At 40.9% G+C, this 13,280-nt stretch carries 13 protein-coding genes, 1 rRNA gene and 1 riboswitch; of the genes, 8 read left to right on the top strand and 6 right to left on the bottom strand.

Going from position 1 to position 13,280, the window contains the following annotated elements:
• Window positions 1-187: 187 nt before the first annotated feature.
• Window positions 188-302 (top strand): 5S ribosomal RNA (gene rrf, locus ACWM1W_RS08235).
• Window positions 303-456: 154 nt separating this feature from the next.
• Here rrf and ACWM1W_RS08230 read toward each other — a convergent pair.
• The 6 genes from ACWM1W_RS08230 to ACWM1W_RS08205 all read right to left on the bottom strand — a co-directional run bounded on the left by ACWM1W_RS08230 (window position 457) and on the right by ACWM1W_RS08205 (window position 6,444).
• Window positions 457-963 (bottom strand): lytic transglycosylase domain-containing protein, encoded by a 507-nt coding sequence (locus tag ACWM1W_RS08230; RefSeq protein WP_227504435.1) that lies wholly within the window; start codon window positions 961-963, stop codon window positions 457-459.
• 286 nt (window positions 964-1,249) lie between these two features.
• Window positions 1,250-1,738 (bottom strand): GNAT family N-acetyltransferase, encoded by a 489-nt coding sequence (locus ACWM1W_RS08225; RefSeq protein WP_034171385.1) that lies wholly within the window; start codon window positions 1,736-1,738, stop codon window positions 1,250-1,252.
• Between the two features lie 106 nt (window positions 1,739-1,844).
• Entirely contained in the window at window positions 1,845-3,044 is a 1,200-nt protein-coding gene (locus ACWM1W_RS08220; protein ID WP_448765330.1) for an acyl-CoA dehydrogenase family protein, read from the bottom strand.
• A gap of 23 nt (window positions 3,045-3,067) precedes the next feature.
• Entirely contained in the window at window positions 3,068-4,354 is a 1,287-nt protein-coding gene (locus tag ACWM1W_RS08215) for an acyl-CoA dehydrogenase family protein (protein WP_375725511.1), read from the bottom strand.
• A gap of 251 nt (window positions 4,355-4,605) precedes the next feature.
• Entirely contained in the window at window positions 4,606-5,979 is a 1,374-nt protein-coding gene (locus tag ACWM1W_RS08210; RefSeq protein WP_375725504.1) for an ABC1 kinase family protein, read from the bottom strand.
• Window positions 5,980-6,135: 156 nt separating this feature from the next.
• A complete protein-coding gene (locus tag ACWM1W_RS08205) occupies window positions 6,136-6,444 on the bottom strand; it encodes a hypothetical protein (RefSeq protein ID WP_005235902.1) in 309 nt (102 codons plus the stop codon).
• Window positions 6,445-6,645: 201 nt separating this feature from the next.
• Between ACWM1W_RS08205 and ACWM1W_RS08200 the strand changes: the two genes are divergently transcribed.
• The 7 genes from ACWM1W_RS08200 (at window position 6,646) to ACWM1W_RS08170 (ending at window position 13,265) form a co-directional block, all read left to right on the top strand.
• Window positions 6,646-7,032, top strand: a complete 387-nt coding sequence (locus tag ACWM1W_RS08200) for a DUF1311 domain-containing protein (protein ID WP_375725503.1) — start codon at window positions 6,646-6,648, stop codon at window positions 7,030-7,032.
• Between the two features lie 196 nt (window positions 7,033-7,228).
• Window positions 7,229-8,239, top strand: coding sequence for a 50S ribosomal protein L3 N(5)-glutamine methyltransferase (prmB, locus tag ACWM1W_RS08195; protein ID WP_375725502.1), 1,011 nt, complete (start codon window positions 7,229-7,231; stop codon window positions 8,237-8,239).
• Window positions 8,240-8,251: 12 nt separating this feature from the next.
• The gene (gene aroC / locus ACWM1W_RS08190) at window positions 8,252-9,346 is read left to right on the top strand and encodes a chorismate synthase (protein WP_004785500.1); all 1,095 of its coding nucleotides are present in this window, start codon (window positions 8,252-8,254) and stop codon (window positions 9,344-9,346) included.
• A 64-nt stretch (window positions 9,347-9,410) separates the two neighbouring features.
• Complete coding sequence (locus tag ACWM1W_RS08185; protein WP_005235896.1) at window positions 9,411-9,941, top strand: GNAT family N-acetyltransferase; 531 nt, start codon at window positions 9,411-9,413, stop codon at window positions 9,939-9,941.
• Between the two features lie 244 nt (window positions 9,942-10,185).
• Window positions 10,186-10,437: a hypothetical protein gene (locus tag ACWM1W_RS08180; protein WP_005235892.1), complete on the top strand. Its 252-nt coding sequence runs from the start codon at window positions 10,186-10,188 to the stop codon at window positions 10,435-10,437.
• Window positions 10,438-10,597: 160 nt separating this feature from the next.
• Complete coding sequence (locus ACWM1W_RS08175) at window positions 10,598-11,506, top strand: AEC family transporter (protein ID WP_005235890.1); 909 nt, start codon at window positions 10,598-10,600, stop codon at window positions 11,504-11,506.
• Window positions 11,507-11,798: 292 nt separating this feature from the next.
• A riboswitch (glycine riboswitch) is annotated at window positions 11,799-11,886 on the top strand.
• A 134-nt stretch (window positions 11,887-12,020) separates the two neighbouring features.
• Window positions 12,021-13,265 (top strand): D-amino acid dehydrogenase, encoded by a 1,245-nt coding sequence (locus tag ACWM1W_RS08170; protein ID WP_005235888.1) that lies wholly within the window; start codon window positions 12,021-12,023, stop codon window positions 13,263-13,265.
• The last annotated feature ends 15 nt before the right edge of the window (window positions 13,266-13,280 follow it).

Here is a 13,280-nt window from a genome sequence, read left to right as displayed (position 1 = left end):
ATTGATCTAACGATCAGACGAAAACTTGATTTAGTTAAGCTAATCGAACAAATGAGAGTATAATTAAGCACTGCTTAGTTCTACTCGCAAGAACTCAGATATTCTGTTAATAACTCATTTGGAAAAAGCATTGGCATACACTGAAAAGTGAGACATAAGACCAAAGCAAGTATCCATAAACAGTTGTGCTGGCGACCATAGCAAGAGTGAACCACCTGATCCCTTCCCGAACTCAGAAGTGAAACCTCTTAGCGCTGATGGTAGTGTGGGGTCTCCCATGTGAGAGTAAGTCATCGCCAGCTCATTATTCCAAAAGCCCTCTGCTCACGCAGGGGGCTTTTTTTATGCGTGGGGTTTAATTAGACAAGATAAAAATGGCTTAAATTTAATTTAAGCCGTTTTATTTATGTATTAATATTTCTGGAATGCATTTACTTAATTATTAGTACATTCTAATTACATTGATTTTTTAAGTTGCTTCTGGTGCGTTAAAACCTCTTTTGCATATTTTTTGCCTTGTTTACGCATTTTCCGATCTTTCTCATAGGCAGTAGGGCCTACATTATAATAGCCCAGTGCTTTTTCTAGGCTACCGCTAGATTCCTGATAACGTGACAGAATATAACTCCCACATCCAATATTGACTGCTTCATTAAATAAATCAGGTCCACAGGTAGATTGCCAATAACGCGGAACAATTTGCATAAGACCCACTGCACCTGCAGGTGAAGCGACCTGACTGCGATAGGTAGATTCCTGTCGAATCACGGCTGCTACTAGCAAGGGATCTATACTATGTCTTTCTGCATTCTGAATAATTAAAGGTGAAACGCGAGTAGCAGTTGTCGCAGGCACAGCATATGCAGTCTGAATTCCTTGAGACAGTTTAGCAGAGCGTTTTTCTAAGGAGTTACCTCCTAGTGAAGAGCAAGCACTTATTAATATTGTACTAAAGCCAAGCATCCCAATTTTTAAAGTAGTAGGATTTAAGACCTTTAATAACGAATAGTTTTTGCCAGAAAATTTGCCCAACAACTTTCAGCTTCCCTGTATTTTTAAAATTAGATTGATCTTAGGAAGATGTATTAAAATCGTCAAGAAATTAGATGATTTGTTTACAAAGACAAATTAGATTTTGTTGAATAATGAATTTTTTATGAAGAATTGCTTAAAGAAAAGCCAGTTAGCAGTCGAATTTTTATTTCTGGCTTTTTCTTTAAAGTGTTTGTATCTGAATGCACAAGAAAGTTTAGTCTAAAGTTTTTAGCATCCAGATTTCACAAGCTGCACTATGACCTGTATTGCCTTCGGGATGATCCAGATGTTCAAAACCTAATTTTTCGTAAAGCTTTACTGCCTGCCAAAGACTTGCAGTAGTTTCAAGATAGATTCGTTTAAAGCTCTGCTCATGAGCGAAGTCAAAAGCCAGATTTAAAATCTGTTTTGCAAATCCATAACGACGAATAATAGGTAAGAAATACATTTTCTGTATTTCTAGAATACTCTGATCACCCTCTAATGGCGCAATACCTCCACCGCCAAACACTTGATCCTGCTCATCGGCAATGACCCAATAAGCCGCTTTTGGCTGTTGATATACTTCATACAGATTATCCAGAATTGAATCACCGACAGCAAAGCCGGACTCTGCTGCAAGCCCGAATTCTACGGAAACTTCACGAATAATTTTGGCAATTTGAGCATTATCTTGAGGTTGTATAGGACGAATAAAATACATAGATTATGACATAAAAAAGGATGGAAATTTTATAGTCCGAAAACCATAAAAAATCCATCCTTTTTGATGATTCGTTCTTTAATAAAGCAGTATTTCCAGTTTTTGATTATTTTAATTCACTTGAAGATTTACCTAGTTCACGTCGAGCAATAATGAGTTGCTGAATCTGTTGAGTTCCTTCAAAAATATCTAGAATCTTGGAATCACGTGCCCATTTTTCTAAAAGTTCAGTCTCGTTATAGCCTATAGATGCTGCTAATTCGACGCACTTCAAAGTGATTTCATTCGCAATACGACCCGCCTTGGCTTTAGCAATAGAAGCTTCACGGGAATTAGGCTTACGATTATCCGCCATCCACGCAGCTTTCAGCATTAATAAACGGGCGGCTTCCCATTCGGCTTCCATACGATAAATCTGCGCTGCAATATTCGATGTTTGTAAGTAAGGTGTATGGTACTCAGAATCTAGCTGATCCTTAAAAATCTCCTTAATTCTTTCTAAGGAAGCTTTAGAGCAACCAATTGCCATTGCTGCAACGAGTGGACGGGTATTATCAAAAGTTTCCATGACACCCGCAAAACCTTTGGCAACATCAATTTCAGCATGTCCAAGCAAATTAGCAGCAGGTATACGACAATCAATAAAACTAGTCGCAGCCGTATCCGAGGCTTTAATGCCTAGCTTATGTTCCAGACGCTCGATTTTCATGCCAGGCGTACCTTTGGGTACGACAAAGGACTTTATCGCAGCACGGCCAAGTTTTTTATCTAAAGTCGCCCAGACTACAACCGCATCTGCACGTTCGCCAGAGGTGACAAAGATTTTTTCACCATTGAGGATATAGGCATCACCATCTTTAATAGCAGTAGTACGAATGGCAGCTGAATCGGAACCACAGCCTGGTTCAGTGATTGCCATCGCTGCCCAGATGCCATGAAAGCGTTGTAACTGTTCATCATTAGCAACAGCAGCAATGGCTGAATTTCCTAGACCTTGACGCGGCATTGATAAAAGTAGTCCGGTATCGCCATAACACATTTCGACAATACTAAGTGCAGTGGACATATTGACGCCATTTTTATTACTTTCATCGTTATCACCGCGCTTATTGACCGCAGCTCCCGCATTCATGCCTTCGCTGCCTTGGTTCATGCCATCGACGACAGAGGCAAGCATATCTAACTCTTTCGGATAAGCATGTTCAGCTTTGTCATATTTGCGTGAAATAGGGCGGAGTACATTTAGAGCAACTCCATGTGCCTGATCAATCAGCAATTTGAATTTTTTAGGATTTTGCAAGTTCATCTATTTTTTTCCTTATTCTTTGCTCAGGCATGAAGGCCAGAATGTACGATTGCTGCTGCTCTTAAGTCCCGATACCAGCGTTCTACTGGATGTTCCTTGGTGAAGCCATGTCCGCCCAGAACCTGTACGCCATCTGTGCCAATTTTCATGGATTTTTCTGCACAGAGCAGACGGGCCAGATAAGCTTCTCGATGAAAATCCTGCCCGGATTCTGCCAGACTGGCGGTATTCAGGATCAGCATTTGCATGGCATCAATTTCAATCGCCATATCTGCAATCATAAAAGCTACACTTTGCCGATGGGAAATTGGTTCACCAAAGGCTGTGCGTTCATTGGCATATTGCACACAGTATTTTTTAACCGCTTCACAGGTACCGACCGCCATGGCACACCACATTAAATTGCCTAGATCAAGAAAAGCGGTGTAATCAAAATCGTCATCTCCCAGGCGTTGTGCCGGTGTGTTATTAAATTTGAGATTCATGGTTTGAGTGGCTTTCAGGCCCATAGCCGAAGATTTTTGTGCAGTAATAGTATTATTGCGTTGCATAATAAATACTTCGGTTTTGCCATTCAGATCTGCACTGACCAGATAAATATCAGCAGTTTCTCCGAGCATCACCAAGGTTTTTTCACCATTAATTAAATAGTGATCTCCATTCGACGTTGCTTGAGTTTTTAACTGATAAGGATTAAAGGCGGCTGTTGCTTCCTGTACTGCGAAGGTAGCTTTAAGATGAGGATCATCGGCGAATGCAGTCAAATACTCAGCCTGAACCTGTTCTGAACCCCAATGGGTAATCGCATTAATCACACTAAAGGTAGAAAGCAGTCCAGCGGTCAGACTGAAATCACCTTGAGCCAACTGTTGAGCCATCAGGACATTGCTGACGATATTCTGTTCTGCAGCAACGCCACCTAGAGCTTCAGGCAGAGCATAAAAATTAAGACCCAGATCAGTTGAATATTGCCAGAGTTCCTCTGGGAAGATTTCATGATGATCTGCATCATGTGCCAAAGGATAAAGGACTTCGCTGGCAAACTGTTGCATCGCCTCGCAGGTCATTTGCTGTTCTTCAGTCAGATTCAGATCAAACAGGGATTTGGACTGATGTGGTAAACGTTGTCTTTGAATTTTCTGACCAGATTTCAGGATTTTCTGAGTTTGGCTGAGTGTTTTAAAACCTGCTTTAGAGCTTTGATAAAGAGATTTTTCTAAAAATTTACGCAGCTTTAATTGGTCGAGTAAATCACTTCCAGCCACTTTGGTCAGGATGGACAAGCCAAATCCTTGTGCTTTGTTCACCATATTGTTCATTCTAATTATCCTACGGGGTGTTATCTTATTTACCTGATGTTGACATGCAGTTCTAGAAAAAACCATGTCATCAATGACATGAATCATTGTCAATTTATCATTAAAATAAAGAGGGGATTTAAAATTTAAGATATTGAAAATAAATAGAAAAATGAAATAAGAAAAATTTGGTTTTTATCAAAAATTGACCCGAATGACAAAATCATTCGGGTCTTATATAAGGCTAATAATAACTTAGTCTATTAGAGATGACGTTTAATCATTGCGCGTACATTAGTTTTCGCATCAATCACCGTCATGAAGGTATAAGCGCCAATGAACTTACGGCTGATAAACATAAATTCTTTAGGCGGTACACTGAAATAACGTGAAGCCATGGATTTAGAAGCCTGCTGCATTACCCGGCTATGAAGCTGGCTTTTTTTCCAGTTATAGCGGTCATGTTCATCCATCACACCTGGAGGCAGGTCTTTATTGTTCATTGGTGAGCTGAAGGCTTCTGTGGCTAACAGGAAGACTTTCGCCATATCCGGTTTGATGCTAGGCGGAATAGAATCAAAGAATTCATAACCGGTCATGGCTTTCACCATCATGTCTGAATCATGATGATAACCGGCCTGGATCAGGTTACGCGCTACATTGAGTAGATGCTGGTCAAACTGACGGATTGCACCGAAGTCAAGAAGTACAATCTTGTCCTGAATATTTTCGCCATCACCTAGACGTACCAGATAATTGCCGAAATTTGGGTCAGTCTGCATCTCGCCCCATTCAAAAATCTCACGTACAGCGATTTCAAGGGAAGCTTCACCCAGTTTATTACGACGTTCCTGTGGTAGAGACAGCATCACTGGACTATTGATCGGTACACCACGTTCAAAGGTCATGCACAGGACACGGTCGGTACAATAGTTATCGATGATGGTCGGTATGATATATCGTGGATCATTTTGAAGACGCTTACAGAAGCGGCGAGTGGTATCTGCTTCGATTTTATAATTGACCTCACGATGCATCATCTCGCGAACTTCATCGAACCATTGATCAAATTCACGGGTTTGCGGCACCATACGGGTCAATTTGAGCATGTTCTTAAACAGACTCATATCAGAATCAATAGCTTCAGCTACACCCGGGTACTGGATTTTAAGTACCAGCTCCATACCGTCTGACTTACGCACCGCACGATGCACCTGAGCCAAAGAGGCAGTGCCCAAGGGCTCATGATCAACTGTCAGATCATCTAGCTTGGAACCTAATTGCTGCTGTAATTGGGCTTTGATCGCCGGCCAAGCCAAAGCGACTGTTTTATTATTTAAAGTATTTAAGGCTTGAGTAACTTCTTCTGGCAGAAAATGCTCGCCATACAGTGCCATCATCTGGCCAATTTTGACAATTGAACCTTTAAGCTTGCCAATTTCTGCAACCAGATAATCGGCCTGTTCTTTCATGGCTTTTTTGCGTCTTCTTTCTTTTTCTTCTTCGCTCGAGAACATAGAACCCGCACTGGATGCTGCCCAGCGCGTACCTGCCAGCAAAGATGCCTTTGCGATCGATAAGCGTCGATCCATTGAGGAAGTTTTCAATTGTTTAAGCTTATCGTTCTGATCTGACATGTAAACTCAATCCTTTTATCAGCATAAAGCGGAATAAATCATTGTAGTGGATATTACCGTGTCTGCACGTATTAAAAAAGTTTAAGCCGCTGAATTCACGGTGAAAATCTCGGCAGGAGCATATCGCTTGCCGTTTTGACCAGTGTAGGGTGAATATTATGACATTTGAAATTGAATTTTTAATTCAGATCGTTGTTGTAACTGTTGTTTATTTGTTTGAATATGTTGATGAATTAGGTTCTGGACTGTTTCATGCATAAAACCCAGCGCATAACCCTTCACAATAACGATGCTTGGCAAGCTGAAAAACAGGTATTTGGCATCTTCCAGTGTCGCGCTACTAAATACGCCTTGCTGCATTAATGTGGTTTGTAAAAATACCTTTTCCTGTTGCACCTGACTAGATAACTGGTCATTCCAGTAGTTCTGGCGCATGGCCATAAGATTGTTGTGCTTATAGCTCATAAGATCTGGGCTCGTTTGGACATCATTGCCGAATTATATGCGGCCATAAAATCAAGTTTCAACCAAAGAACTGTGACATCTTTTTAAGCGAGAAAAATATAGGATTTTATCGAGGACTAAGTTAGTATCAGGCAATAATATAAACAAGATTCATTATTCAATATTGATTGGAAACAAGTCGGTTTTGGTGAAGGGGATATTATGCGTTTTGCATGTTTATTAATGGCAGGTTGTTTGGGGACGGTGGCATTACAGGTTCAGGCGGCTACAGGTTATTCTCAGGAATATATCCAGTGCATAAACTTTAGTTATGGCAAAACAGCTAAACTACAAAAATGTGTGAAAAAAGAATTAAAAGCACAGAACAAACGTCTGAAGAAAAACTATAAGACTTATCTGGAATTGAATGCTGGCTATCGTAATAATATTCGTGATCAGCATACAGTGTGGCAACGTAAACTATCACAGCAATGCAAGCTGACCATGAATACCCAATATGCCCAGATTAAACAGGGTCAATGTGCGCTAGAGATGGTAAAAGATCAGGCGAATTTGTATCAATCGCGTTCTTATCGTGCCGGTGTTTAACTGGTTTTAAGTTAATAAATCCTTCCGGAAATAGTGATAAACCTTAAAAAGCAGGATTCTAATCTGTCTGAAATCCAGAAGATCTGTCATCGATAAACCATGGAGAATTCGGGTTTTTCATGGTTTTGGCATTATAAAAGACCTCAAAACAAGGTATCATAAGGCGTTCTAAAAAATGACCTTGGAGACGCCTTAAGTGGATCGACCGACTATTAGCCCTGAACATTTGCAGGAAGCCGCTGAAAATTTAACTACCATTCGTGATTTTATTCGTTTTGGGGTTACAGCATTACGTCAATACGATGCGCACTTAGGTCAAGGTACAGAAGATTATTTTGCTGAAAGTTCAGCGCTGGTTCTACAAACCTTGTCACTGGACTGGAATGCAGATCCTGAAATTCTGGACTCTAAATTATTGCCGAGTGAAGTCGCTGAGTTCTTAAGCTTGCTGGAACGCCGCATTAATGAACGTGTTCCAACCTCTTATTTATTAAATCTGGCCTATTTCTTCGGCAAGCCATTCTATGTCGATGAACGTGTATTAATTCCACGTTCGCCAATCGTTGAGCTGATTGAAAACCGCTTTGCTCCTTATTGCCTGACTGAAAATGGTGAAATGCGCGCAGCAGTAAATAACTTGCCAGAAAACCCGAATCCAAAAACTCCACAACGCATTCTGGATATGTGTACCGGTTCTGGCTGTATCGCGATTGCATTGGCCTATGCTTTCCCGGATTCAGAAGTGGATGCAACTGATATTTCTAAAGATGCCTTGGAAGTGGCGCAGATTAACTGTGAACATCACAGTAAACAGTACCAAGTGGCCTTACTTGAATCTGATTTGTTCGCTAAAATTCCAGCTGAAAACCAATATGATCTAATCGTATCTAATCCTCCATATGTCGATGCAGAGGATATGGCTGATCTTCCTGATGAATTCCATCATGAGCCAGAGCTGGCATTGGCTGCTGGTCAAGACGGTCTGGATCTAGTTCGTAAGATGCTGGCTCAAGCAGCTGATTATCTGACTGAAGATGGTCTGATCGTGATTGAAGTGGGTAACTCTGAATGGGCAATGAAGCAAAACTTCAATACCGTTGATTTTCACTGGTTGCAGTTCCAACGTGGTGGTTCAGGTATCTTTGCACTGACTGCAGCCCAATGCCGTCAATATCGCGATTTATTCACTCAATCTGTTAATTCATAAGGAGTCGTTCACATGGCAGGTAATAGTATAGGGCAACTCTTCCGTGTAACGACTTGTGGTGAATCTCATGGTGTTGGCCTGATGGCGATCATTGATGGGGTTCCACCAGGAATTGAACTGTCTGAAGCTGATTTGCAAAAGGATCTGGACCGTCGTAAGCCAGGCACATCAAAATTTGCAACACAGCGTAAAGAACCGGATGAAGTTGAAATTATTTCCGGTGTGTTTGAGGGTAAAACCACCGGTACTTCAATTGGTCTTTTAATCCGCAATACGGACCAGAAATCGAAAGATTATGGCAATATCGCGCAAACTTTCCGCCCGGGCCATGCAGACTATACCTATACTCAGAAGTATGGTTTTCGTGACTATCGCGGTGGTGGCCGTTCGAGTGCGCGTGAAACTGCGATGCGTGTTGCAGCGGGCGCGATTGCCAAGAAATTCCTGTTTGAAAAATTCGGTATTGAAATCCGTGGTCATGTGACCCAAATCGGTACTGAAAAAGCAGAAAAACTGGACTGGAATGAAGTGCCAAATAACCCGTTCTTCTGTGGTGATGTTGATGCGGTGCCGCGGTTTGAAGCATTGGTAACTTCATTACGTGAGCAAGGCACAAGCTGTGGTGCACGTTTAGAAATTATTGCTTCTAAAGTACCAGTCGGTTGGGGTGAACCAGTATTTGATCGTTTAGATGCTGATATTGCCCATGCCATGATGTCAATTAATGCCGTGAAAGGCGTGGAAATTGGTGATGGTTTTGGTGTGGCTGAGCAGTTCGGTCATGAAACCCGTGATGAACTCACAACAGATGGCTTCCTGGCGAACCATGCTGGCGGTATCTTGGGTGGTATATCTAGCGGTCAGGATATTCGTGTTTCGATTGCGCTGAAACCAACTGCTTCCATCACGACTCCGGGTAAAACTATTACCATTAACCGTGAAGATACTGATGTCCTGACCAAAGGCCGTCATGATCCTTGCGTGGGTGTACGTGCAACCCCAATTGCTGAAGCGATGCTAGCAATTGTTTTGATGGATCACTTCATGCGTCATCGTGCACAAAATGCCGATGTCGTTGCGCCGTTTGAGCCAATTGAACCTAAATAATTTGCTTTATAGAATTAAATGAAATTAAAGTCAGACTTCGGTCTGACTTTTTCATATTTATAAAATGAAAAATAACAATATTTGTTTACCCCAACCTACGGACATTCAAGGCATTGTTAAGTTGATTAATACAGCTTATCGATCTAATTTGGGCTGGACGCATGAACATGGCATTGTTTCAGGTGATCGAATTAATGAGGCTCAGTTAAGTGAGCTTTTAACACGATCTGATTTTGAACTTTATGTTTTGGAAAATGATGACCAACTGGTGGGTTGCATTGGTGTGACACACTTGCCAGATTGTTTTGAAATCGGCAGTTTTGCTATTTACCCAGTCCGGCAAAATTCAGGTTATGGTCGAATATTGTTAGATTTCGCTGAGCAATACTCTAGAGAAAAAATACCTTTCAAAAAACTTAGAATGTCTGTTCTTAATGTTCGCATTGAATTAATCGCGTATTATGAGCGTTGTAGTTATCACCAAACCGGCAAAACAGAGAGTTATCCACTGGATGCAGATGCTGGACAACCTTTAGTAGATTTAAATCTGGTGATTTTAGAAAAGAGTCTCGAAAAGATTTATGAAGTTATTTGAATCTATTTTTGATTCTAAGTGTGTTTAATAAGAATAATAACAGGATGTATGAATATATGAATAGAAGTATGGTTAAGTGCTGAATTAAGTAGGGAAGTGTTAACAGAAGATCATCTTGATCTCGAAAATAAAGCACGTAACACAGTAGAAAATGCCTTAAATGCTCAACTACAAAATAAGTCGTATGATATTCCGATAGATAAATGGAAGTGCATTGAAATTATGATGGGAAATGATAGTTTTGATGAACGTATTTTTTATTCATTTAAGCGTAGAAATATGGATTTCCGTTTTAAGGATTGATCCAACAAATTTTAAGGCAACAGATGATTTAGGCCGTGAGAGACTCATTTTTAGGATGCTCTTAAGAAGCCTAGATTTGTTAAAAGTTAAGTTTGAAAAAGCCCGTCCGAAGCTTGATGCAAAGGTTTATGAGGAGCTTGAAAGACTAAAAAATGATGCACTAAATGTTGCAAAAGATGAAAGTTGGATTTAAAGCATATTTTAATTAAAGCCAGCCAAAGTGTTTTTTATTTATTATCCATTGAATTTTCCACTATTTTTATCCTGAAATGAGCCGGTTGTTGTATTCTTGCTCATTGATAGGCAATTGAATTGGATGCGATTGCCGCAAAACCCATATCATGAGTTGTTCAATGTTTCAGACTATCTTCACTGTACTGTTTCCGCTTATTGGCCTGATTACTTTGGGCTATGTATTAAAACAAAGGAAATGGCTGGAAGATAGTTTCTGGCATGGGGCAGAAAAACTCAATTATTTTGTCCTGTTTCCAGTTATGCTGTTTTTAAATCTGGCCGTAGCCAAGATTGAAATGGCAGTCATTAAAGATGTGATTCTGGTGATCTTTAGCCTTATGACGGTGGTCAGTATTGCGCTATATGTACTGCGCAAGATTTATCAGATTGGCTATGCACGTTTTGGGGTCTATGTGCAGGCACTTCTGCGCTTTAACACCTATATCGGCCTTGCAGCAGTGAATGCCTTATTTCATCAGCAGGGCATGACCATTTTCGCCGTAGTGATGGTGTTGTGTATTCCACTGGTCAATATTTTATCTGTACTTGCATTTACTCGTAGTTCAGATATGCAGATCTTCAAAATTCTGGTTGATCTGTTAAAGAATCCTTTAATTCTAGGTTCTCTTGTGGGTGGCCTATTTAATCTTTCAGGCTTATCACTCTGGGCCGGGTTTGAATTATTCCTAAAACAGATTGCCTTATGCAGTTTGCCGCTTGGTTTGATGTGTGTGGGGGCTGCTTTAAAATTCCAAGGCTTCCAGCGGGATATCTTCCCATTGGGCCTGGCGACTTTCGGACGTTTATTGGGAATGCCGCTCGCTGCGTTCTTTGTCTGCCAATTATTTGATATTGATCCTTTAACCACACAGGTACTGGTGTTGTTTTTTGCTTTACCTACAGCTTCAGCTTCTTATGTGCTGACGCGTGTCTATGGAGGAGATAGCCAGTTCATGGCCAGTATTATCAGTATGCAAACGGTAGTCGCGGCTGGATCTCTCATGTTAATTCTTTCCTGGTTAATTTAATTTTAGGCTCTGAAAGCCAGTCATATATTGAGAGTTTTCTGGTAAACCAATCTCGTAAATAGCCTAAGAAAATATTAACTTTATTGCTTTTCTTAAATGCTTTTTATTGGAGCATGACGTAGAAAAATGAGGCAAAAAACCAAATTAAAATCTTAAAACTCATTTGAAATAGATAGTGTTATTTCTTCTAAATTTATTGAAAGTGTTGTTACCACTTAAATCACGTGAATTAACATAAATAAAAAACTGTAGTCCCCGATAAGATGGTATATAAATTGCTCAGGATAATAAAAATATTATTGCAGGAGAGAAATGCTACTGCATTCGCCGAAGGAGCAAGGTCCCAGGAAACTCTCAGGCAAAAGGACTGCAATAATATATTAAACTCTGGAGAGAAGTGTTGAATCACTCACCGAAGGGGGAAGGTTGCTGCATACAGTTATGATGCAGTCACCGATGCTCTCAGGTACACATGACAGATGGGAAAGACATCACATATTAAGGAGAGGTGTCTATGCGTCATGTTATTGTGGTGGGGGCAGGCATTACCGGTGTAACAACAGCTTATGAGCTCGCTTTACTCGGTTATCAGGTCACGGTGGTCGACCGTCATCTTTATCCCGCGATGGAAACATCCTTTGCCAATGGCGGACAACTTTCTGCCTGTAATGCAGAAGTCTGGAATCAAAAAGCCACTGTATTGAAAGGCATCAAATGGATGTCACAAAAAACCGCGCCACTATTGCTCAATCCTTCTTTTAATCTGCATAAATATAGCTGGCTGATGGAATTTCTAGGTCATATTAAAAACTATGAAACCAATACCCGGCAAACGGTAAGACTCGCGCTACTGGCCAGAAAACGCCTGTTTGAAATTGCCGAAATTGAGCAGATTGATTTTGATCTGGAAAAGCGCGGAATTCTACATTTCTACCATAATAAAGCTGATTATGATGTCGCAATTAATGTCAATGATCTCCTATGTAGTGGTGGTCTAGAACGTAATGCAATTACAAATGAAGAAATCAAGCAGATTGAACCTGCATTAACTGGAGATTACTACGCCGGGTTTTATTGCCAAAGTGATGCGACTGGAGATATTCATAAATTCAGTACCGGACTGGCAAATGCCTGTATGAAAAAAGGGGTGAAATTCGAATTTGGTCAGGATGTATTTGCAGTCGATCACCAGGCACAGCAGATTACAGTTAAATGCAGGTCCAGCCCTGAAAATGTGCGTGCCGATGCTGAAGATGTGCTCGAGATTCAGGCAGATGCCATTGTAGTATGTGCTGGTGTCAGCAGTTATCAGTTGGCAGATCTGTTGGGTGAGCGAGTGAATGTCTACCCGGTGAAAGGCTATTCAATTACGGTAAAGCTCAATGATGAGCAAAGTCAGCAAAATGCTCCTTGGGTCAGTCTGCTAGATGAGAGTGCCAAGATCGTCTTGTCACGTTTAGGTAAAGACCGCTTACGTGTTGCAGGAACCGCGGAATTTAATGGTTATAATCGCGATATTCGTGTTGACCGGATTCAGCCTTTAATTGACTGGACACAACGCAATTTCGATCTGTGTACTGAACATGTGGTGCCGTGGGCAGGTCTGCGTCCCATGATGCCGAATATGATGCCTGTAGTGTGCCGTGGTAGACAGGAACGTGTCTTTTATAATACCGGTCATGGACACTTGGGCTGGACATTATCAGCGGCAACCGCAGCTATGATTAGCCAAGAAATAGCTCAGCATTATCCGGCCTAAGTAAATAGCCCGTTT

The organism is Acinetobacter sp. TW_SC_4, from assembly GCF_054861205.1.
This window is presented reverse-complemented; position numbering and strand designations above follow the sequence as displayed.